Below are 22,927 nucleotides of genomic sequence, written 5' to 3' on the forward strand. Positions count from 1 at the left end.
GAGGCGCATTGACTACTGCAATTTTACTTCGATCGCCTGTTGAAGAACGGGACCCAGTCGGCGCGAGAAGCTTTCCGAAAAATGACCACCATCCGCTTTTACCAAATGATTTCCAATCTGTTGCGGGCAAACCAAATCGTTTGAGCAAACCCAGAATGTCAGATCGAGGAACGGCAACCCTGCATTTTCCGCCGCATCTACTTTCATCAGCGCCAGCTTTCTTTCGAACTGCGTGTCCTTCGTCGGTTCGCATTTGTTAGGAACGGCATGATTTTGAATCATGCAATTTGCCCGTGGCGGCGATTCAACAACAACCAGCGGAAAATCCACTTTCACAAGCTCTGAATAGAATGACACGGTGCCCTCGCGCATTTCCGCAAGCCCTTCTTCATCCACGTTCTTGGACATGAGCCGTTGATAGGCGCTGATCGAGGAATCGGCCGCTATCACAAGCTCAGGCTCGGCAGTCCTGAGCATGTCCAGAACCCGCCCCCGGTGTTCTTCGCATCTCTCGAATTCTGCTGTCTCGCTCCAGGTGTGAACGCTTACATCCGCCAACGGGCACTGGCCCAGAGTGAGCACAAGTATTTTCCAGTCTTCGCCATAGGCTTCGCGGATGGCGGGCAGCAGATGTATGGCCCAAGAATCTCCGATCAGCGCCAGTTTCCTGTCAGACGACGCATTTCCATATTGGCAGGTCTCACGCTTTGCCTTTGATAGAACATTCAGACATCCGTCAACGACCCATTCCGAGGGCAATGCATCCTTGCCTGCGGACTGATCCGTCAGAGGCCACGCCCGTTTCTCAAGTGTAACGCCAAGATCGTGCTGAATGTCGCTTACGACAGAGTACGGCCTGTCTAGAAACGGGACGGCTTCCAACTGACGACGAACGTACTGTTGGGCCAGAATGCCACCAACTGTCGGGACGAGCATCGCAACCGCAGCTAATCCAAACACGGGTACCATCCTGCCCGGTCCCACCTTTTTTTGGCGCAGCGGGTTTTCTACGAAGATCAGCGTCAGCCATGCCAGCAAGAACGTCGTTGCAACGATGGCCACCCCTTCCAGTGGTTCGTAATTTCGATGAAAAACAAAGGGGAATACCACGATGATCGGCCAATGCCACAGATACCCCGAGTATGAAGTATTTCCCAGAAAGCGGATCAAACCCAAACTGCTGATGGAGGACCAGGACCAGGCACCCGGCTGACTGCCCGACCAGATGACCAGCGCAGTACCTGCAACCGGGATCAGGGCGATCACTCCGGGAAATGGAGTTGAACCGGAAAAGGATATGGCGCTGAAAACGATCAAGCCAATCCCAAACCACGTGGTGACAAACGGGACCGACCGGTACCTGCCTTCAGCGCTCGAGACGCGGGGAAGCGCGTGAAGCAGAGCGCCCAGTGCAAACTCCCACGCTCTGGTCCCGGTCGAGAAATATGCCAGCCCGGGCGAATTCGCGGTGGCCGCTACGGAATAGGCCAGCGACAGGACAAGTACCGCCAGAGCCGCCCAGAAAAACACCTGGGTCTGCGCAGCCGCACCATTCCCGCGTCGAAAAAAACGAAAAGAAGCGATCAGAATGATCGGCCACAGCAGGTAAAACTGCTCTTCAATCGAAAGCGACCAATAGTGCTGAACCATGGTTGGCTGGTTTTCCACCGCGAAATAGCTGACCTGTTCAAATCCGAGCCACCAGTTCTGCACATAAAACGCGCTGGCTATAATTTCCGAGACCGTTTGTTTCCAAAGTGCTTTCGGCAAAAAGCTGACAGTCAGCAGTACACATGCACAAAGCACAAGGGATGCGGCGGGCAAAAGACGCCTGATCCGCCGCTGCCAGAACCGCGCCAGATCGACAGAACCGGTGTCAGAATGCTCGCGCAGCAGCTGGCCGGTTATTAGGAATCCTGAGATCACAAAGAAAACGTCCACACCGACAAACCCGCCGGGCAAGACCTCGGGCCAGACATGAAAAACGACAACCAGCATGACTGCCAGTGCCCGCAACCCGTGGATTTCCTGCCGGAACTGCCCCATGAATGTCTTTTTCCTTGTTTGTCAGAATTCATCCATCGTCGGTAACGAATACCTACGTTTCGTGGAGATACCCAGATTTCCGGTGTTTTCCTATGCGAAAGACGGTGCGGCAAGGATTCCGAAAAATTGCGTGTGCTCTGGCCGCATTTACCGCCCTTCCCGTGTTCAATGCGTTATGGGAAAAACCGCAGACATACCCGATCTCTAATGTCCCGAGACCGCAAAGCGTGGCAGGGCCTTGGTGTTTTGGGTTTTCCCCGAAACACACTGTGGCTTAGCTGTATTTTTCACATATTGGTTCAGACAGGCCCGCCGCGGGTGCGTTACCGATTGCCCCGCAACAGCGCCTGAAGTGGTCTGCCTGTGTGCTATTCGTCGCCGGGATAAGGAAAGTCGCGACCCAATGCCTCTGACGCTTCCTCGAATATCGGGCGAAGAACATCGTCGACGTCCCAGACACCTTCGGCAATGAAGTCCGTGTAACCGACGGCCTCGACCGGCAAACCCCGGTTTGTAGCAAAGGTTTCACGATCTTCAGGGTTCGGCGGTTGGGCCGGCGCAGCAAGAGGCGGCGACCAGGTCTGTTCTTCGGTGTGGGCCATACGAACCCTGATGTCATCCTTGGTCACATTCCAGACCATGAAATCGTTCGCCAAGCTTAGCGGCCCATCGTAGGTGGAACGCACACGCTCATAAACAGCGGTCGTTGTGTCCCAGTCATTGAAAAAGTGATAGGCGACGGCCATACGGGGCTGAATCTCTGACATGACTTTCCCGAACGCTTCCGGGGCCGTGTGGATCTGCGTGCCAACGATCAGCGCGGACTCTGGTGTAAACCGCATCTTGTTCACGATATCCGGAACCGCCACAAAACACTCATGAATGACGATATCGGCGTCTTTGGCATATTCGATAAACCACTTGTTCGGGTAAGTGTCAGAACTGAAAACGAACTTCAGATCGTTCCACTCCAACGCATAACTGACTGAGCCGTCTATGGAGTGGATTGCCGGGAAGGAACGAATGACAACTCCGTTTTCTTCAAAAACGATCTGGTTTTCACCAGTATAGTCAAATTCGTTAACCTCTAGAAAATACCCTCGGGGATCGGTGGCGCCTGCCCGCCCGGCCAGATCCCAGGTCAACATTCGCTGCATACCGTCCAGGGCATATGCGGTCCCGAGTTCCGGCACTGCACCACTTGGCCCCCAAACACGAAGAGGCACATTGCGCCCCATTAAGGCACCACCAACAAACAGATCATGCAACGCACCAAAGTGATCGGTGTGGAGGTGTCCGATGAACACTTTGTCCAGATAGTTATAAGGTATCTGCAATGACGAGATACGCTCTGCCGAGCCCGAACCGATGTCGAATAAGAACTTATCTCCATTTCCCAGTTCGACAAGAAAGCAGGCTGCCGCCTGTGCCGCCCGGGTTGTGGGCATCCCGGTGCCACAGGCGATGACTCGCATTTCGTCCGACATCAAATCTTCTGTATTGGGGTAATACGTGTCCCTCGGTCGGTCTCTGACATTTAGCGGAGATACCTCAGCCTCAGCTTCCTGAGCGTGCAAGGGCTGGGTCGGGACCGTACCGGCAATCAAAAGCAAGCTTGCGATAAAAGCGGAATAATTGCTCCATTCGGGTAGTTTCATAAGATTTCCCCCACAGACATAAACAAATTCCAATAATATAATAAAATTTTTGAAATCGATAGTTAATTGCCCGGCGTCCGGTTCATCCGCATCAGGTCAGCTTTGAAATGTCTATGATTTCAGAAACTTCTCGAACGTTGCTTTAGCAAAATCACCGGCCTCCGGGCCGTCGCGACCTGTCTCGGCCCACCCGTTTCGCAGATAAAACCCAATCGCCTGAGCGTTGCCGACAAAGGTTTCCAATTGCGCGCGATCATGCCCTGCGGCACGTATCTGTGCCTCGCACCACGCAAGGATCGCCGTTCCGACGCCTGTTCGATGCAGCCTGACATCCACCATCATCAGGTGAAGGAAACCTTCCCAGTAGATCACAAATCCCGCAATCCGGCTGTACACACGTGCGACGTACAGGTTTGGCAGATGAGCGGCGATTTCGGCGTCCGACTGACCGCTGTCGATGAACCCGATAACGGTTTCTTCTCCCAGAAAGACCGAGGCGGTCTGACGCAAGGTTTCGCGCGCAATCTTTTGCACCACAGGCAAATCCTCGGGCGTCGCGTGCGATATGGTCAGACCTTCCATTTCCCTATTCGGCAGCTTCCCGCGTTGCGTCGATCTCTGCCGCCTTCTTTTCAACTTCTTCGACGATGTGATCAATCATCTTATCGTTCGACATCTTGTGGCTGGCCTTTCCGGCCAGATAGACCATGCCCGACCCTGCCCCACCACCGGTAAAGCCCACATCGGTCATCAGCGCCTCACCCGGGCCGTTCACGACGCAGCCGATGATCGACAGGCTCATCGGTGTTTTGATGTGTTCCAGCCGTTTTTCCAGTGCTTCCACGGTCTTGATGACGTTGAAACCCTGCCGCGCACAGGACGGGCACGAGATGATGTTGACGCCGCGATGGCGCAGGCCAAGGGATTTCAGGATCTCAAAGCCAACCTTGACCTCTTCGACCGGATCGGCTGACAGGCTGACGCGGATCGTGTCACCGATGCCCATCCACAGAAGGTTGCCAAGACCGATTGCGGATTTGATGGTGCCAGACACCAGCCCCCCGGCCTCGGTGATACCCAGATGGATCGGTGCGTCTGTGGCTTCGGCAATACCCTGATAGGCAGCGGCGGACAGGAATACGTCACTGGCTTTCACGCTGATCTTGAATTCGTGAAAATCGTTGTCCTGCAAAATACGGATATGCTCCAATCCGCTTTCAACCATCGCTTCAGGACACGGTTCGCCATATTTCTCAAGCAGATGTTTTTCCAGACTGCCCGCGTTCACGCCAATCCGGATTGAGCAATTGTGGTCGCGCGCGGCCTTGATGACCTCTTTCACACGCTTTTCGTCACCGATGTTGCCCGGATTGATCCGCAGGCAGGCAGCGCCAGCCTCAGCCGCTTCGATCCCTCGGCGGTAGTGGAAATGAATGTCTGCCACGATGGGCACGGGGCTTTCGCGCACGATCTCTTTCAGCGCTTTCGACGACGCTTCGTCCGGGACGGAGATCCGCACTATATCGGCGCCCGCCTCAGCAGCGGCCTGAACCTGTGCGACCGTTGCCGCAACATCCGTGGTCAGAGTGTTGGTCATCGTCTGCACCGCAATGGGTGCATCGCCGCCAACGGCCACATTACCGACCATGATCTGACGGGATTTACGACGATAGATATCGCGCCAAGGGCGCACGTGATTGATGGACATGGGAACGGGTCCGCGTCTGCTCCGGTTGCACTTTAGATAGTTCGGCGACCGGGTCACCGCAATGACAGATTACTCGGTGGGCGCTTCGGTCGCTTCGGTCTGCAACTCGGCAACCAGTTGCCTCAGGGCGCTGTTGTCGTCCGAACTCATGTCTGCCTCAGCGAATACCTCGGTAACAGAGTCAGGTGTCAGGACGACGCCTTTGGCCACAGTCCCCGGCGCACCGACAGGGCCATAGTGCTGACCGTTCACAGCGAAATACACGGACCCGGCGGCCCCGGCGCGCAGTTGCGGCGCCTCTTCGGTCAACGGCACCTCAAAGACATTGCCCTGCTCGACGGTGCCCAATGTGCCCTCAAACAAGATGCTGCCATCTGCGCTGCTCACCCGCATCCAGGCAGGGTTAACAGCTACAATTTTCAACGACGGCTCAAGATCCTCCACAACCTGCGGAAGGACGTTTTCTTCAACAATTTCAATCGCTGCTGTCTGTACCTGATGTACCTGAGGCAGTTCCGGCGAGCGGAACGTGCCAACGGTGCGCGGATCGAGCGTCGAAATTGGTGCGTCACGGGCTACCAGAACCGGGACATCCAGCGCCTGCGGGCGATATAGCCGATCCAGTGCGTCGCTTGCTGGAGCTATCGGGCCAGCCGTCTGAATTTCATCGGACCGGTTCCGCGCCTCATCCAGCGGATCAAGATCCGACAACACGACAGGCGCCTGCTCAACAGGCGCGACCTGTACCTGCTGAACTTCTTTCAACACGGCCCATCCGCCATATCCCATGCCCGCGATCAGGGCCAAAAGCACCAGTGAGGACCCCACGGCCCTTGGTTCGATCTGGTTGAAAAAGGACTCTTTGCCGGGCACGAACGGCGTGTTTGGCGAAATGAACGGGTCACGGCCCATAGGGCCGCGCGATGGCAGGCTGTCGCTGGACTTTCTGACAACAGACGCTTCGGCAGACATGCCATGCGCCACTTCAAATCCGCTTTCCTTGCAAAAAGTCGCGAACGTTTCGTCCGGGTTCATCCCCAGATAACGGGCGTAAGAACGCACATACCCGGCGATAAAGCCGGGTGTATCAAATGCGTCGGGGTCGGAGTTTTCTATGGCAGCGATGTAGTTGGCCTTGATCCGCAACTCTCGTTGAACATCCAGCAACGATTTTCCCATCGTCGCACGCTCGCCTCGCATGACATCGCCAAGCCGCAACTCAAAATCATCAAAGCCCTTTGGCTTGACGTTTTCGGTGTCGTCGGATTCGCGCTGTGTCCTGCGCCCTATCATTCTTGCTGCCCCATTTTGCCTGTCGCGTGTTCCACGCCGGATGGCGATTCGTCCCCAAAACGATTCGACCAACTCTTTTGTTACTTCAAGAGTAACACGCTGCAAGCGAGTTGCACACTATAGCGTGAGGTTAACCGGCAAGTTCGGCGCGATTTAGCGCACAATGTGACCAAAGTTCGTCCAAAGCATTCACCAATCGGTTCATTTCGTCCGGGCCATGCACCGGGGACGGCGTGAATCGCAACCGTTCGGTTCCGCGTGGAACGGTAGGAAAGTTGATAGGCTGCACGTAGATTCCAAAGCTCTCCAACAGCATGTCACTCAACTTTTTGGTGTGAACGGGGTTTCCAACCATGACGGGAACAATGTGGCTGCCGTGATCGATCAACGGCAATCCCAGCCCCTTCAGACGCAGTTTCAGAATCTTGGCCTGCGTCTGGTGCCGCTCGCGCAGTTCGGGCGCGCGCTTGAGAAAGGCAACCGAAGCCGCCGCACCTGCCGCAACCGAAGGCGTCAGCGACGTGGTAAAGATAAAGCCGGGCGCATAGGACCGCACCGCGTCGCACATCTTGGCGCTTGCCGCGATATAGCCGCCCATCACGCCATATGCCTTGGCCAGTGTACCGTTGATGATGTCGATGCGATGGGCCAGCCGGTCGCGCTCGGTAACGCCGCCACCGCGCGGTCCGTACATGCCAACTGCATGAACTTCGTCGATATACGTCAACGCACCAAATTCATCGGCCAGATCGCAGATTTCTTCGATCGGGCCAAAATCGCCGTCCATCGAATAAATCGATTCAAAGGCGATCAGCTTGGGCGCGGACGGATCGTCCGCCTCAAGCAACTCGCGCAGATGGGCGACATCGTTGTGACGGAAGATTCGCTTGGCTCCGCCGTTGCGACGCACACCTTCGATCATCGAGGCATGGTTCAGCGCATCAGAATAGATGATCAGGCCGGGGAAAAGCTTGGGCAAAGTTGACAGCGTGGCGTCATTGGCGATGTAGGCGCTGGTGAACAACAGCGCGGCTTCTTTGCCGTGCAGATCCGCCAACTCGGCTTCGAGCCGCTTGTGATACACAGTGGTGCCCGAAATGTTCCGGGTTCCGCCCGACCCTGCGCCGGTGGCATCGATTGCATCGTGCATCGCCTCAAGCACCACCGGGTGCTGGCCCATGCCCAGATAGTCATTACCGCACCACACGGTGATGTCCTGTTCGGACCCATCCGGACGCGTCCAGACCGCATGAGGGAAATTGCCGTTGCGGCGTTCGATATCGATGAAAGTCCGGTACCGGCCTTCTTCATGTAGCTTGGCGATCGCACTATCGAGCTGAGCTGTGTAGTTCACCGATTCCTCCTTGGTCGTTCGACCGACAATATTTCACTTTGGCGGCCAAACCATGTTCAGCATCGCAATCGGCTTGCGCAACTGTACATAAGTCTATCATTCACCTTCAGGTCGCCTGACTACATCCGGGTACGACGTCGAGGCATTGATTTGCATCAAATATCTCTTTGAACCTGCACTCTCAAGTAAAGTTACGGCCAAAGAACGCGAGGAAACGACGCAGGTGTCCACAGGCAACAGCCTCTGGTTTCCGATAATATACACCATTCCGGCCTGCCCGGGCTAGACGGCACCGAATGCCCTGCTAGGGTCCGCGCCAGGATATGAACCTTTCAGGAGTACATCATGTCGCTTGACGCTGTATTGAGCCAAATCGACTCGGATCTGTCATCCTCCATGGATCGCCTTATGGAGTTACTGCGAATCCCATCCATTTCAACCGACCCCGCCTTCAAAGAACATTGCGACAAGGCTGCGGACTGGCTTGTGGCGGATCTGAAATCCATCGGAATCGCAGCGGAAAAGCGCGACACGCCCGGTCATCCGATGGTCGTTGGACATGTGGGTGAGGATGGCGACGGACCGCATGTTCTGTTCTATGGCCATTATGACGTCCAGCCGGTCGACCCGCTGGAACTATGGAATCGCGACCCCTTCGATCCCGCCCTGGAAGACACCGCAAACGGTCAAGTCATCCGTGGACGCGGGTCCTCTGACGACAAGGGCCAGTTGATGACCTTTGTCGAGGCCTGCCGCGCATGGAAGGCCGTCCACGGTAAATTACCCTGCCGCATCACGTTCTTTTTCGAGGGCGAAGAAGAGTCCGGTTCGCCGTCACTGGTGCCGTTCCTTGAAGAAAACGCGGCAGAGCTGAAAGCCGATCTGGCGCTTGTCTGCGATACATCGATGGTCTCGCGTGGTGTTCCGTCGATTGCGGCGCAATTGCGGGGAATGCTCAAGGATGAGTTCACCATCGTTGGTCCCCGGATTGATCTGCATTCGGGTCACTATGGCGGACCGGGCCTGAATCCCCTGCGCGAAATCTCTCGTATCGTTAACTCTTTCTACGACGAGGAATCCGGCCGTGTGGCCGTCGAAGGTTTCTATGAAGGCGTTCATGAGGTTCCAGCCGAGCAGTTGCGGCAATGGGAAAACTGTGGCTTCGACGAAGCAGAGTACCTGAATTCAGTCGGCTACACCCAGGCACATGGCGAAAAAGAATATTCCACTCTGGAACAGCAATGGGCGCGCCCGACGCTGGAGGTAAACGGACTTTGGGGTGGCTACAACGGTGCCGGATCGAAAACCGTGATCCCATCCGAAGCCCACTGCAAGATCACCTGCCGCCTGGTGGGCGACATGGACCCTGACGCGTTGCGCGACAAGATCCGCAAACACGTTCAGGATCGCCTCTCCCCTGACGCCAGTGTCGTCTGGGACAATGACCTTGAGGGCTCGCCCGCTTCTGTCATGAACATCAACCGCCCCGAATTCGAAGCAGCACGCAACGCGCTGTCAGACGAGTGGGATCGCGAGGCGGTGTTTACCGGCATGGGAGGATCAATCCCGGTGGTCGGATATTTCGACTCGATTCTGGGACTGGATTCGATGTTGGTCGGCTATGCCAACGACGATGATGCAATCCATTCGCCGAATGAAAAATACGACGTCAAAAGCTTCCACAAAGGAATTCGTTCCTGGGCGCGCATTCTAAACGCGCTTAACTCCTGAGGATTTGACTGGATTTTGCGAGGCTCTGCCTCGCGCTCCGGAGTATTTGGGCCAGATGAACAAGGGATCCTTTATTCATCTGGCTTGAAAATATCTTGGGGGAGTCGCGCCTGTGCGACGGGGGCAGCGCCCCCTTCGCTGTTGTTCGAGCCTGGAAATCACATGTGGATTACACGCCCATAGGCATCCAGAACGCTTTCATGCATCATTTCGGACAGCGTCGGGTGCGGGAAGACCGTGTTCATCAGATCTTCCTCGGTGGTTTCCAGTTGACGCCCAACCACATAGCCCTGAATCAACTCGGTTACTTCGGCGCCGATCATATGCGCGCCCAACAACTCTCCGGTCTTGGCGTCGAAGACAGTTTTAACCAGCCCTTCTGGCTCTCCCAGCGCAATCGCCTTGCCATTCCCGATAAAGGGGAAACGACCCACCTTGATGTCATAGCCCAGTTCCTTGGCCTTGGCCTCGGAATAGCCCACCGACGCTACTTGAGGCTGGCAGTATGTACATCCCGCAATGCTTTCCGGTTTTACGGGATGCGCATGTTTGCCGGCGATCAGATCGGCCACCATCACACCTTCATGTGAAGCCTTGTGCGCCAGCCACGGCGCTCCGGCGATATCGCCGATGGCATAGACGCCTTCGACACCGGTGCGGCAGAACTCATCAGTCACTACATGGGTCCGGTCGATTTTGACACCCAGCGCCTCGAGCCCAAGGTTTTCGACATTGCCCACAATACCAACCGCGGAAATCACCGTGTCAAAGTCGTGCTTTTCCACTTTGCCTTTGACCTCGATATGGGCGGTTACCTTGCCCTTACCGCGATCCAGTTGCTTGACCATCGCCTTTTCCATGATGGTCATACCCTGTTTGGTGAACGCCTTTTTGGCGAGGGCACTGATCTCGGCATCTTCGACCGGCAGAACGCGATCCATCACTTCGACCACGGTCGTATCCGCACCCAGAGTATTGTAGAAGCTGGCGAATTCGATGCCGATCGCGCCCGAACCGATAACCAGCAGTTTCTTGGGCATACGAGGCGGTTGCAGCGCATGCTTGTAGGTCCAGACCAGATCGCCGTCAGCCTCAAGCCCCGGAAGTTCACGGGCGCGGGCCCCTGTGGCGACGATGATGTTCTTTGCCGTCAACTCTTCGGCGCCCTTGTCTGTCTTGACGCTGACCTTGCCCTTGGCGGGGATCATTGCCTCCCCCATAAAGACGGTAACCTTGTTCTTCTTCAGAAGGTGACCGATACCGCCGGAAAGCTGGGCCGCGACCCCGCGAGAACGCTTGACCACCGCGTCCAGGTCATAGCCCACCTTGTCCGCCTTCAGACCAAAATCCTTGGCGCGTTCCATCAGGTGAAAAACCTCGGACGAGCGCAAAAGCGCCTTGGTCGGGATGCAACCCCAGTTCAGACAGATGCCGCCCAGATGCTCACGCTCGACCACGGCCGTCTTAAGACCCAGCTGCGCACCGCGAATGGCCGCCACATAGCCGCCCGGCCCTGCGCCGATTACGATCAGATCAAAGGATTGTGCAGCCATGTATACCTCGCGGCGCAGATCGGTTGAAAAAACTAGTTTACCATTAAACTACTTTCTAAAACGCATCAATACACTTGGCCCGCGACAAAAGCGACGCGGGGTCAAGTGGGATATATTGCGCATGTTTCAGCCTATACGCGGCCCGGGTCATTGGCTAGAACGTATGTGGTGGCCGTGCCCTATGTGCGGAAATACATTTATCTGGAAGTGATTTGAAAGGCTTGTCATGGCCAAGACGCTTAAAGACCTGATACTCGCCCTGCTGAATGCAACGCTGATCCTGTTGGCAGTTTGTCTGTTTCTGGGGTGGAAACTTGCGACGACGGTCGACGGAATCACGACTAAATTCGCGGAAAACCTGCAACTGGTTGCCCCGCTTCGTGAAGAAGCCCAGGGCATACGCGGAGAGCTGACGGCCTTGAGAAGTTCTTTGAACACGCTGAGTAGTGGTGACCGCGCACTCGATACCACCGAGACACAGCGAATAAACGCCCTGATCGACAAGCTTGATGGCATTGAGCAGAGGCTTGCGACAACTCAGACCAGATTGGGCGAACTTGCAGACTCGCCGGAAACACTGATCAACCACGCCATCGACAAGACTGCTGACACGGTGACTGACCGCATCACTGCCATCCGGGGTTGCGTGCCCGAAACCTAAAGAACCGCCTGCAACTCGCGCACGGTCCGGCCATAGCCGCCATTGCTGACATACGCCGCTTCCTGCGCCGTATTCTCACGATGCAGCGCCTCATTCCGGTATGGGAACCGTCCGAACTGGCGAATGATCTCGCGATGCGCACGGGCGTGCAAAAGGTTGCTTGCACCAAACTCCGGCATCCGCTGGCACATCAGCCGCACACAGCGTTCCTGATCACACAGGCTTTCTGAATGCATCATCGGCAGATAAAAGAACTGCCGCGCCGGTTCATCGATCCTCAGATCCCAGCCCTTGTCGACAGCACATTTCGCTGCTGCCAGTGCTGCACGATCCGACGCAAACGCTTGGCTGCTACCCCGGAACATGTTGCGAGGCAACTGATCCATCAGAATGATATATGCCAGAGCACCGCTGGGATATGTCAGCCAGAGCGAAAATCTGCCCTCGCACGCGGCTTGCCATGTTGTGAGGAAACGATCCCGGATGTGCGCATCCAGCGCCTCATCTTCCAGATACCACCCCTCGGGACCAACTTCATCTAACCAAAAACTAAGTACTTCTTCAGGACCAACCATTGCCCTTGCTCCGTAATTTGCCCTCCCCAGGGACGTAAGGTCATTTAAATCTGTTTTACAGAATTGTTACAGTAACATATTGCAACATTTGCGACACAAATCCAAGTATTACGCGACTTCTTGCGCATCCTTCTCTTCCTGATCGGCTTCGATGGCTACTTCCTGGGCCACTTCAAGGGCAACCGGTGAGGCGGTTGGATAGACAGGTGCCATGGTACCGGTCTCATCCACAGGCACCGACGCACGCTGTGTCATCCGGTACAGCGCATAGAAAGCCATCAGGAACAAAAGCGCCGCAATAAACAGAAAGAAACCCTGCGGGCCGAACACCGCATCGCCCATCAGCCAACCGGTAATCACCGGGCCAGCGATCGCGCCCAAACCGTTGATGAACACCAGCCCTCCGGACGCGGCGGCCATGTCCTCGTGATCCAGATAGTCGTTAGTATAGGCAATCAGCAGTGAATACAGAGGGTTCGACATGCCTCCAATGGCAAAGGCAGACATCAGCAGAACCGGAAAAGTGACGCCAAATGCCATACCAGCAAAGGCACCAAGCCCCCCCACCACGGCAACAAACATGATCAGAAAACGCCGATCCATCCGGTCGGAAAACCAACCCAGAGGGTATTGCAGTATGACCGCGCCCACATAGAAGGACGCAACAAACATCGAGATCTCCGCCAGCGACAATCCTGTCCGAGCGCCGTAAACCGCCGCCATGCCGAACTGGGCAGAGAAGACGCCCCCCAACAAAAACATGCCAACACATCCCAACGGCGATGTTTCCATCAGCTTGCGCAATGTCATTGGCTTTGTCGTATCGAACGCAGGCGTCGGAGAAATCGATAGAAGAATTGGCGCAAAAGATACGGAAACAAGGATCGAAGCGATCACGAAAGTTTCATAACCTGCCGGATCTCCGACCAGCAGCAATGCCTGCGCGCTGACAATCCCGGTCATTTGCACGATCATATAAAGTGACAGCGCCTGACCACGATTTTCATTGCTGGCCGCGTTGTTCAGCCAGCTTTCGGCCGTCACATACACGCCGGAAAAGCAGAACCCGATGATCACGCGCCCTAGGGACCAGGCAATCGGATCGGTCAGCATCGGATACATGATCATCACGGCGGAAATGAACGAGGCCAGCGCAGCAAAGACCCGCACATGGCCGACCCGCCGGATCATCTCGGGCGCCAGACGGGACCCGCCGAGGAAGCCGACGAAATAGGCCGACATCACGAAAGACATCTGAAAGGTCGAAAAACCCTCGATCTCACCCCGGACGCCCAACAGTGTACCCTGAAGACCGTTGCCGACCATCAGCAAACCCATACCGAGCAGAAGCGCCCATGCGCTGGATAGAACCTGAAGCATCGGGGGCCTCCGTAAGCCGTCGTGGTGTGTGTATTTCTGCGATCAAATACTGTCCTGATCGCGCTTGTCTACGACATTGAAAGGATTCGGTCAGGAAAACGCGCCACTCAGGGGATCAAAAGCGACGCGTCACCATATGAAAAGAAACGATACCTTTCAGCGACTGCGTGGGCATAGATATCCCGCACTCGCGCCTGCCCCATCAGTGCCGAAACCAGCATCAGAAGCGTCGATTTGGGCAAATGGAAATTCGTCATCAGCGCGTCGGTGACCTGAAATTCGAACCCAGGGTAGATGAAAATATCGGTCTCCCCCTCCCAAGGGGCAATTTCGCCCCCGCGTGCCGCACTTTCGATCAGGCGCAAGGCGGTTGTCCCCACCGGAATGACACGCCCGCCCGCCGCTTTGGTCGCTTGGATTTCAGCAACCGCCTGATCGCTGACCCTGCCCCATTCGGCATGCATCCTGTGGGTTGTCACGTCTTCGACCTTGACCGGCAGAAACGTACCAGCCCCGACATGCAGCGTGACGTGGCTGAACTCCACCCCCCTGCGGACAAGGGCATCCATCAGCGCATCATCAAAATGCAGCGACGCGGTGGGGGCGGCAACGGCGCCCGAGTGGCGCGCCCAAATCGTCTGGTAATCGGTTTTATCCTGCTCGTCTGCAGGTCTTTTGGCAGCGATATAAGGCGGCAGCGGCATCGCCCCCGCGTCCTCAAGTGCCGCATCGAAATCGTCACCTGTCAGATTGAAACGCAGAAATGCCTGACCATCGTCGACCCGGTCCAGCGTCGCATTCAGACGATCCGAGAAAACAATGTCCTCGCCCGGCTTTACCTTTTTGAGCGGTTTGATCAGCGCGGCCCAGGTTCCATCGGCCTGCGGGTCCAGCAGCGTGGCCTCAATCGCGGCTGAAACCGCCCCTTGCGCGGATTGCCTGTGGCGGCGGCCACTCAATCGCGCAGGGATCACACGGGTATCGTTCAGAACCAACCTGTCCCCCGGACGCAGCCAATCTGGCAGATCAAGAACACGGGCATCGGAGATCGCATCGCCCTGCGCCACCAGCAACCGCGCGGAAGAGCGCGGGTTTGCCGGTCGCGTGGCAATCAGGTCTTCAGGCAGGTTAAAATCGAAATCGCTGAGTTTCATGCGCGCGCCTTACACCCTGCGATCAGAATTGGCCATAAACAGAATTACCTGTCGCCTGACTCGGATTCGAACGACCGTTGCGACTGCGGTGTTTCGGGCAACACAATGTTTTGCCCGCCCTGCACCTTTGGCGCGGGCGAACGCATCAGATCCCTCAGAAACAGCGGCGCAAGTCCAGAAATCGGATTCACGGACACCTTGGGCGATCTGAGCGGACCCTTCAGTGTATAGTTGAAGGCGAATATTCCTTCTCCCTTGCGGGTAAAGACACTGCCGATGGCATTGACCAGATACAGCGGAGAAATCGCGCCCTGCAAATCCAGCAGACCGCGTTCTGTATCGACCCGCCCGTCAAAGGACAGCCCCATCGACGGGCCGGCGGCGCTGCCGCTTAGAACCGTTACCTGCGTTGGTGAGATACGCATCTGGCTTTCGATGGAGCTGAAGAAAATCCCCTGCCCCGACAATTCGTCCAACAACCCGACCAGACTGATTGCGTCCAGCAAGGCGGCCATCGCCGGGGCGTCCCGAACATGTGTATTGGTTATTTTCAGACCCGCGTCGTAATTCCCCGGAGAGCCCACCGGCTCCAGCTGGAACTGCAATGTGCCGCCACGCACTTGCGTAATCAGGCCCGCAGATTTTAAAACTGCACCCGCGTTGTCCGAGCGCAGGGTCACTCCGCTGCGTGGGCCGCGCGAAACAACCTGCCCTGAAACCGCGGCGCCACCATTGACGAATGCCGTGAAATTCCCCGCCAGCCCACCGGTGGTCGTAAAATTGCCGCGCAATCCTGTCAGAGCGATTGTTTCCGTTATCTGCAACCTGTCCAGAACCACATTCAGGGCCGGTCCGGCGCCCGCGCTGCCTCCGCCCCCACCGCTGCCAAAGGTCGACTTCTGCAGGTTCAAGACGCCGCCGAGGATGCGTATGTCCGGAATGGCCTTACCGCTTTCAATCAACTGCGCCGGTACCGCCAGCCAGTTGCCCAGCTCAAACGAGCTGAAACTGACACGATCCAGTTGCTGGTTGGCCTTGAACGAGATCGTTGCATTGGCCCGTAAACCGGCGGCGTCTATCTTTAACGCGTCCACACGCATCTGTTTGCCAAGGGTCGCTTCGGCCGTCAGACTGCCGGCGGTCCCGGCACTTTTTCTCCAGCCCAACTCGGGTATTGCAAGGCGCACGCCAACCAGATCGGATTTTGCCGTCAACTTTGGTGGTGCGCCTGCGCCCAATGTCACTGTGAAATCCGCTTCGCCTTGTCCCGATATCGCATCATCCGGCAGTCCGGCGCGAATTTCCTTCATCAGTTGCCGCGACAACTCGATCTTCCCGGTCAGTTCGCTGCGTTCCGGCTCTTTTCCCCCGATGGGCTGACTCCATGTTGCCCGCACCGGAACGGCACCGAAGAAACCATCCCCTGTTATCGTCACCTGCGTATGGTCGCCGCTGACATTCAGTCTTTGGGCGCTGACATTCACGCCCGGAACCAGTTTGTCGCTGTCCACATCACTCAGATCACCGACAAAGTGAAACTCCATATCATCCAGCATCACCTTGTCTTTCAGCGGCAGTGCCAAAGTGCCCTGTAAACTCACATTACCCTTAGCAAGGTCCACGGGCAGCCCGGCCTTGGTCATGACCTCCAACGGGGGTCTGTCCAGCAACGACAGCGCGGCGGTTGCGCTTCCGTTCGCCCGGATACGGGCGATACCCGGTGCCGATTTCTTGATGCTTATATCTGGAATGATGAAGGACGTGCCCGAGGCGTCAACCGGCCCACCCTCATCAGGATTGACCACACCGCGCCGCGCTGTCACCGAGAACCTCTGACCAACAAGGCTTGCCTGTCCTTGCGCGTTTTCAATCGGCGGCAAAGTCTTGGCAAATCTTATCTTTGCCTTGTCAAAATCGAAATCAGCATAAATGTCCGGCTTTTCTCCGGGCTGAACCCTGAAGGCCAGATCAAGATCGGACAGCGTGCCCTCGGTCAGGTTCTCGGTCACCCATTCGCGCGGCTTATCCGCCACAGTTTCAGGCCAGTAACCCAACAGTTGATCGGGCGTCATCCTGTCAATCGACGCATCCACGGCAACGTCCCAACCATCGGTCGAGCCCGTCATGTCGCCAGACACCATCAACCGCGTGTCCCCATGTTCGACCGTCATCTGGCCCAGTTGCAAACGGAACGGTGCCAGCTTCATCTGGAAGTCCACCGTTGCCCGCGACAATTCCAGCGGCTGCGGGAACAGATCCTCGGGGTTCACTTTTATGCCGGACAGCACGAACTGGGCCGACAGGTTTTCAAGTGCACCATTTTCGACGCCCTGCAAAAACGCCTTGCCTTCGGCACGGACGGCGCCCCATTCCGAGACGATCGAAACCTCATTGAAATCCAGCACCTGCTGTCGGGGTTCGTAGGTGAAATAAGTGCGCGCGGATTCGAACGGTATCGGGCGCGTTTCCGGGTTGGGCTGAACTGCCCCGGCTCCCAGATTGAGTGTCGCAAACACCGCACCTAGCGTGCCCTGCGCGTCGATACTACCCCGCAAAGCGCCCGAAATCGGAGTTCTTAGAACCTGCAGCCATGCCATTGCCGGACTCTGTCCCGCGATATCCTCGGCCGGCAGGTCGGTAACCGTAACACCAAATTTCGCCGCAGGTGAACCAAGCGTACTGGTGTAGTTCGCCTCGATCGAACTGACATAATCCCGCCCGCCCAGAACGGAAAAGCCGGTGGCCAGCCGAACCTCATGCTCGCTGCGTGTTGCCTGAATGTGCCCCCCGTCAAAGGTCCAGCTTCGCCCTTGCCGAAGATCGCGATAATCCAAGGTGATGCCGCTGATCTCGACCGAGGTCATGGCCGAAAGTGCCGGAGACAAAAAAACCTGATCCGACTGTTCGATCAACTGGGCAAGGTTGGGCGCCTGCCGGACCGGAGCACTCTCGGACCCGACGGTCAGAGACAGCGATCCGGTCTCATCCCGCACCAGACTGACCAATGCCCCCCTCAGCATGATGCGTTTGGGCCTGACATGGCCGCGCAACAGTGGACGCATCGCAAGGCTGGCGCGCATGTCCGCCACTTCGGCAATCTGGCGGCCGTCTGCATCGCTGACGGTCACATCCGTCAGGCGCAAACGTGGTCGCCACCCCTCGTGGATGATGAAACTGACGTCGCCAAACCGGATCTGCAGCCCGCCCAGCGCCCGTTCAAGCCGCGCCTCGACGCGATCCTTCAGCCAGACCGGCGCGTGCATGGTCTGACCGACGACCATGAGGGCTGTAAAACCAGCCAAAAGAACCAACAGGAACAGCCCCCGCATGGCCCATAACCCGGCTCTGCGGCGACGCGAACGCTTAGGGCGGGGTTTTTCCCCTGCCTTTTCAACATCTTCCTTGATCTGTTGGGCCAATTTGCCTCTTGCGCCTTTCAACTTGCCCGCACCGCAATATTATCCGGGCATCAGTTCTCACATTCCGCCGGAGAGGCCTCATGCCCGAAATTTCCGAACCCGCCCCTAATTTTACCCTGCCCCGCGACGGTGGTGGCGAAGTCACCCTGTCCGACCTGCGTGGCAGCATAGTCGTTTTGTTCTTTTATCCCCGCGATGATACCCCGGGCTGCACAAAGGAATCCATTGGTTTCTCGGAACAACTTCAGGCTTTTGCAGCGGCGGGCGCTCAAGTTTTCGGGATTTCACGCGACACCGTCGCCAAACATGACAAGTTTGTCGCCAAACATGGCCTTACCACACCTCTATTGTCCGATGCAGAATCCACGGTTTGCGAAGACTATGGGGTCTGGGTGGAAAAGAACCTCTATGGCAAAAAGTCTATGGGGATCGAGCGCGCGACCTTCCTGATCGACGGCAATGGCGACATCTCCCGGATCTGGCGCAAGGTCAAGGTTCCCGGTCATGTGGACGAGGTCCTCGAAGCCGTTCGCGCGCTTTGATCACGCACCCTCGACCCCCGAAATGATTCAGTTTATCTGCCGGGTTTGACCCAAAAGGAACGGAGTGCGCTGTGCCGAAAACCCTGACCGAAATGGCGACCGAAGTTCTGTACACCGGGGATGGGCGTGCGAAAACAGCCCTGTCCCGGCAGCACGCGGCCGACTGGTTTGCATCCCGCAATGGGGACAGACCACCTGTTGAGATCGGTACAGGGAACCCACCGCCTTACCCGGCCCGGCCTGAGCGTCCCGAGTTGTTGTCGCCCCGCGACGTACCAAGGCGCCGCCCGGGGTCCGAGGCCGGGCGCATCGCCCTGTTGCACGCGGTCGCACATATCGAACTGAATGCGGTGGACCTGCATTGGGACATCATTGCCCGATTCGGGCACATCCCCATGCCCATCGGCTTCTACGACGACTGGGTTAAATGCGCCGAAGAGGAATCCCGGCATTTTGAAATGGTCTGCGATTGTCTGGAGGCGATGGGCAGCCACTATGGCGCCCTGCCCGCACATGCGGGCATGTGGCGCGCGGCGGAAGACACGTCAGAGGACCTGATGGGCCGTCTGGCAGTAGTGCCGATGGTGTTGGAAGCACGCGGCCTGGACGTCACCCCCGGCATGATCGACATCTTCCGAAAAGCCAAAGCACAACAGGCTGTCGATGCGCTGGAAGTGATCTATGCCGAAGAGGTCGGGCATGTCGCCTACGGCTCAAAATGGTTCCATTTTTTGTGCGGCCGCGAGAATACGGACCCCAAGGACGCCTTTCATCAATTGGTGCGGCGTTACTTTCACGGCGCGCTCAAGCCACCCTTCAACGAAGAGAAGCGGGCTGAGGCGGGGTTGCCGCCCGATTTCTATTGGCCTCTGGCCGACGAGATGCCCCCGCCCGGTTCTGTTGCGGATTGACCGTTTATCAGCCGCATACCCGTGAAATCGGCAAGTTCCCGCTCATCTGGCGCATGAAATTTCCCGATGTGCGCGCGTTTCGGTCAACAAACTTGCCCCGAATCCGCACCGTCGTTATGCAAACGCCCCAAGAGCCGACGCACCACTCTCGTACGGTTCGGATCAGGGGATATAGAGGAAGGGCGCGTGCGAACACGTCTGGCAATAAAACTACACTCACTGCTCGAGCGGCACTTTCCGGAACGTAGAGTTTTCCTGAAATCTGATACCGACACCCGGTTCATCCGGCTACGGTCGGAAACGCAGGTTGTTGCGGTCGCTGGCGTCGCGCTGACGGTTGTCTGGACCATTGTCGCAACGGCCATCATCCTGATGGACAGCATCGGATCAGGAAACTTTCGGGAACAGGCAAAACGCGATCAGGCCACCTATCAGGAACGCCTGAACGTGCTGTCTGCCGAGCGGGACGCCCGTGCAGAAGAAGCTCTGGCTGCGCATGATCGTTTTAACGCCGCTTTGGAGCAAATCTCGGCGATGCAGTCCGAATTGCTGAAATCGGAAAACCGCCGTCGCGAGCTTGAGACCGGGATTGAAGTCATTCAGACCACGCTGCGCGCTACGATGAAACAGCGCGAAGAATCGCGTGACGCACTGGCCCAACTGCAGCAGGAAACCGGGGAAGACGCATCCGTTCAGGTTGCCGCAGCAACCGCTCCGGTCCAGATGGCCTTTATGACCGACGCGCTGGCGCGAACCGCAAAAGAGCGGGACCAGATCGAATCCGACGCTCAGGACGCTCTGGACCAGCGCGCCGAGCTTGAGCTGGAAATCCAGTTGATGCGCGAGCGCAGCGACCAGATTTTCCGCCAACTGGAAGAAGCCATGGCAATTTCGGTTGAGCCGCTGGATAAAATGTTCCGTCAGGCTGGCATGCCAACGGATCGCATCATCGAAGAGGTTCGGCGCGGATATAGCGGTATGGGCGGTCCGCTGACCCCTTTATCCTTCAGCACACGCGGTGATGAGCCCACACCGGATGAAATTCGCGCAAACAACCTGCTGCATCAGATGGATCAACTGAACCTTTACCGCATTGCGGCGGAAAAGGCCCCGTTTGCCAGCCCGGTTCATTCCGCCGTTCGCTATACCAGCGGATACGGCTATCGGCGCGACCCGAAAACAGGCGGTCGGCGCATGCACAATGGCTCGGATTTCGCAGGCGCACACGGAACGGATATCTTCGCCACGGCCGATGGGGTTGTCTCTCATGCGGGCTGGCAATCGGGTTTCGGCAGGCTAGTCAAGATCAAGCACGCCTTCGGGATTGAGACACTTTATGCTCATAACACCAAGATCCGGGTCAAGGTCGGCCAAAGGGTCTCGCGCGGCGACCATATAGCTGATATGGGTAGCACCGGACGGTCGACCGGCACGCACCTGCACTACGAAGTACGCGTGAACGGAAAACCAGTGAATCCAATGACATACATTAAGGCTGCGAGAAATGTTTTCTAAGAGCAAAATCAACGAGCCCGCGTCCAAGACACCCGAAGCGGCCAAACCCGCCGCACCGGCAACACCTGCGGCACCTGCACCCACCGAAACCAAGGCCAGCACACCGCCAAAGCCCAAGCCTCCGGCGTCGGTTCTGTCGTCTGATCTGCACATCACCGGCAACATCAAGACCACCGGCGATATTCAGGTTGAAGGCACGGTCGAAGGCGATATTCGCGCGCATCTGCTGACGATCGGTGAAACCGCGACCATCAAAGGCGAAGTCACTGCCGATGACGTGGTTGTAAATGGCCGTGTCGTTGGCCGTGTCCGTGGTCTCAAGGTACGCCTGACCTCGACCGCACGTGTCGAAGGCGACATCATCCACAAGACCATCGCAATTGAAAGCGGTGCGCATTTCGAGGGGTCGGTTCAACGTCAGGACGACCCGCTGAACCCCGGGCGCAGCGGTAAATCGGGGGCCAACCCGGCCGCTCAGACCGCCGAGGTCAGCCAGTAAGACAGGTACCACTCAGGCAGATAGGGCGCCGCAGGATGATCCTGCGGCGCTTTTTTCTTGTGCGGCCCGGCGTTGATTTTGCAACGCCTCCATACCTTCCGCCTTAACGATACTTTCAAAAAACATGTTTTGTGATTTACACTTAAGCCACATTTAAGGGAGGACTATTCATGCCATCACGACTAATGGCCGAGTTTCTTGGCACCTTTTGGCTGGTTTTGGGCGGTTGCGGCAGCGCCGTTTTGGCGGCGGGCGTCGCGGATGTCGGCATTGGCTGGCTGGGTGTGGCGTTTGCCTTTGGCCTGACCGTTCTGACAATGGCTTATGCCGTTGGCCACATCTCGGGCGGCCATTTTAACCCTGCGGTAAGTCTGGGCCTGATGATCGGCGGCCGTTTCGATGCCAAGGACCTGTTACCCTACTGGGTTGCACAGGTCATCGGGGCGATTGCCGCAGCGGCTGTACTCTACCTGATCGTGTCAGGCGCACCAAGCTTTGAAAGCGTGGGCAGCTTTGCAACCAACGGATATGGCGAGGCCTCACCAGAGGGATATTCGCTGACGTCGGCCTTGGTGATTGAAATAGTTCTGACCGCCTTTTTCATCCTGATCATTCTGGGCGCAACGTCTGACAGCGCCCCGGCTGGCTTTGCCCCGATCGCCATCGGTCTGGGACTGACACTGATCCACTTGATTTCCATTCCGGTGACCAACACATCGGTCAATCCCGCCCGCTCGACCGGAGTGGCCTTGTTCGCCGAAGGCCCTGCCCTTGCGCAACTCTGGCTTTTCTGGGTGGCTCCGTTGATCGGAGGCGCCATTGGCGGCGTGATCTGGAAAATGCTGTCACCTGACGACTAGAGCATCCGGGACGAACATCCTTGAAAACCGTCACCGCCTGACTCTGGCGGTGACACCTGATCAGGTAA

General features: G+C 57.0%; 18 protein-coding genes. 7 read left to right on the forward strand and 11 right to left on the reverse strand.

What is annotated here, in order from left to right:
• Nucleotides 1-12: 12 nt before the first annotated feature.
• From ACR0NW_RS07655 to hemA, 6 genes are all read right to left on the reverse strand, one after another.
• On the reverse strand, nucleotides 13-2,046 hold the full coding sequence (locus tag ACR0NW_RS07655) for an acyltransferase family protein (RefSeq protein WP_480449858.1): 2,034 nt from the start codon (nucleotides 2,044-2,046) through the stop codon (nucleotides 13-15).
• A 368-nt stretch (nucleotides 2,047-2,414) separates the two neighbouring features.
• On the reverse strand, nucleotides 2,415-3,704 hold the full coding sequence (gntH, locus tag ACR0NW_RS07660; protein ID WP_480449859.1) for a guanitoxin biosynthesis MBL fold metallo-hydrolase GntH: 1,290 nt from the start codon (nucleotides 3,702-3,704) through the stop codon (nucleotides 2,415-2,417).
• Nucleotides 3,705-3,815: 111 nt separating this feature from the next.
• On the reverse strand, nucleotides 3,816-4,286 hold the full coding sequence (locus tag ACR0NW_RS07665) for an N-acetyltransferase family protein (protein ID WP_480449860.1): 471 nt from the start codon (nucleotides 4,284-4,286) through the stop codon (nucleotides 3,816-3,818).
• Between the two features lie 4 nt (nucleotides 4,287-4,290).
• On the reverse strand, nucleotides 4,291-5,412 hold the full coding sequence (ispG, locus tag ACR0NW_RS07670; RefSeq protein ID WP_480449861.1) for a flavodoxin-dependent (E)-4-hydroxy-3-methylbut-2-enyl-diphosphate synthase: 1,122 nt from the start codon (nucleotides 5,410-5,412) through the stop codon (nucleotides 4,291-4,293).
• Nucleotides 5,413-5,481: 69 nt separating this feature from the next.
• Nucleotides 5,482-6,705: a helix-turn-helix domain-containing protein gene (locus ACR0NW_RS07675; RefSeq protein ID WP_480449862.1), complete on the reverse strand. Its 1,224-nt coding sequence runs from the start codon at nucleotides 6,703-6,705 to the stop codon at nucleotides 5,482-5,484.
• Nucleotides 6,706-6,835: 130 nt separating this feature from the next.
• The gene (gene hemA / locus ACR0NW_RS07680) at nucleotides 6,836-8,059 is read right to left on the reverse strand and encodes a 5-aminolevulinate synthase (protein WP_170651994.1); all 1,224 of its coding nucleotides are present in this window, start codon (nucleotides 8,057-8,059) and stop codon (nucleotides 6,836-6,838) included.
• A gap of 345 nt (nucleotides 8,060-8,404) precedes the next feature.
• Between hemA and ACR0NW_RS07685 the strand changes: the two genes are divergently transcribed.
• Nucleotides 8,405-9,790, forward strand: coding sequence for a M20/M25/M40 family metallo-hydrolase (locus tag ACR0NW_RS07685; RefSeq protein ID WP_480449863.1), 1,386 nt, complete (start codon nucleotides 8,405-8,407; stop codon nucleotides 9,788-9,790).
• A gap of 158 nt (nucleotides 9,791-9,948) precedes the next feature.
• Here ACR0NW_RS07685 and lpdA read toward each other — a convergent pair whose 3' ends face one another.
• Entirely contained in the window at nucleotides 9,949-11,343 is a 1,395-nt protein-coding gene (gene lpdA, locus ACR0NW_RS07690) for a dihydrolipoyl dehydrogenase (protein WP_480449864.1), read from the reverse strand.
• Between the two features lie 226 nt (nucleotides 11,344-11,569).
• On the opposite strand from lpdA, the gene ACR0NW_RS07695 reads away from it, so the two are divergent.
• Nucleotides 11,570-12,004, forward strand: a complete 435-nt coding sequence (locus ACR0NW_RS07695) for a hypothetical protein (RefSeq protein WP_480449865.1) — start codon at nucleotides 11,570-11,572, stop codon at nucleotides 12,002-12,004.
• Here ACR0NW_RS07695 and ACR0NW_RS07700 read toward each other — a convergent pair.
• The 4 genes from ACR0NW_RS07700 to ACR0NW_RS07715 all read right to left on the reverse strand — a co-directional run bounded on the left by ACR0NW_RS07700 (nucleotide 12,001) and on the right by ACR0NW_RS07715 (nucleotide 18,532).
• Entirely contained in the window at nucleotides 12,001-12,579 is a 579-nt protein-coding gene (locus tag ACR0NW_RS07700) for a DUF924 family protein (protein WP_480449866.1), read from the reverse strand. The genes ACR0NW_RS07695 and ACR0NW_RS07700 overlap by 4 nt on opposite strands.
• A 108-nt stretch (nucleotides 12,580-12,687) precedes the next feature.
• Nucleotides 12,688-13,959, reverse strand: a complete 1,272-nt coding sequence (locus tag ACR0NW_RS07705) for an MFS transporter (protein WP_480449867.1) — start codon at nucleotides 13,957-13,959, stop codon at nucleotides 12,688-12,690.
• Between the two features lie 107 nt (nucleotides 13,960-14,066).
• Nucleotides 14,067-15,113 carry a tRNA preQ1(34) S-adenosylmethionine ribosyltransferase-isomerase QueA gene (queA, locus tag ACR0NW_RS07710; RefSeq protein ID WP_480449868.1) on the reverse strand — a complete coding sequence of 349 codons (1,047 nt, stop codon included), beginning with the start codon at nucleotides 15,111-15,113 and terminating at the stop codon, nucleotides 14,067-14,069.
• Between the two features lie 44 nt (nucleotides 15,114-15,157).
• A complete protein-coding gene (locus ACR0NW_RS07715) occupies nucleotides 15,158-18,532 on the reverse strand; it encodes a YhdP family protein (protein WP_480449869.1) in 3,375 nt (1,124 codons plus the stop codon).
• Between the two features lie 80 nt (nucleotides 18,533-18,612).
• Between ACR0NW_RS07715 and ACR0NW_RS07720 the strand changes: the two genes are divergently transcribed.
• The 5 genes from ACR0NW_RS07720 (at nucleotide 18,613) to aqpZ (ending at nucleotide 22,859) form a co-directional block, all read left to right on the forward strand.
• Nucleotides 18,613-19,074, forward strand: a complete 462-nt coding sequence (locus ACR0NW_RS07720) for a peroxiredoxin (protein ID WP_480449870.1) — start codon at nucleotides 18,613-18,615, stop codon at nucleotides 19,072-19,074.
• Nucleotides 19,075-19,166: 92 nt separating this feature from the next.
• Nucleotides 19,167-19,985, forward strand: coding sequence for a ferritin-like domain-containing protein (locus ACR0NW_RS07725; RefSeq protein WP_480450168.1), 819 nt, complete (start codon nucleotides 19,167-19,169; stop codon nucleotides 19,983-19,985).
• A 186-nt stretch (nucleotides 19,986-20,171) separates the two neighbouring features.
• On the forward strand, nucleotides 20,172-21,500 hold the full coding sequence (locus tag ACR0NW_RS07730; RefSeq protein WP_480449871.1) for a DUF5930 domain-containing protein: 1,329 nt from the start codon (nucleotides 20,172-20,174) through the stop codon (nucleotides 21,498-21,500).
• Nucleotides 21,490-21,999 (forward strand): polymer-forming cytoskeletal protein, encoded by a 510-nt coding sequence (locus tag ACR0NW_RS07735; protein WP_170651974.1) that lies wholly within the window; start codon nucleotides 21,490-21,492, stop codon nucleotides 21,997-21,999. Before ACR0NW_RS07730 ends, ACR0NW_RS07735 begins: the two co-directional genes overlap by 11 nt.
• Before the next feature lie 170 nt (nucleotides 22,000-22,169).
• Nucleotides 22,170-22,859 carry an aquaporin Z gene (gene aqpZ / locus ACR0NW_RS07740; protein WP_480449872.1) on the forward strand — a complete coding sequence of 230 codons (690 nt, stop codon included), beginning with the start codon at nucleotides 22,170-22,172 and terminating at the stop codon, nucleotides 22,857-22,859.
• Nucleotides 22,860-22,927 lie beyond the last annotated feature (68 nt).

The sequence above is a fragment of the Ruegeria sp. CF5 genome (assembly GCF_056537325.1).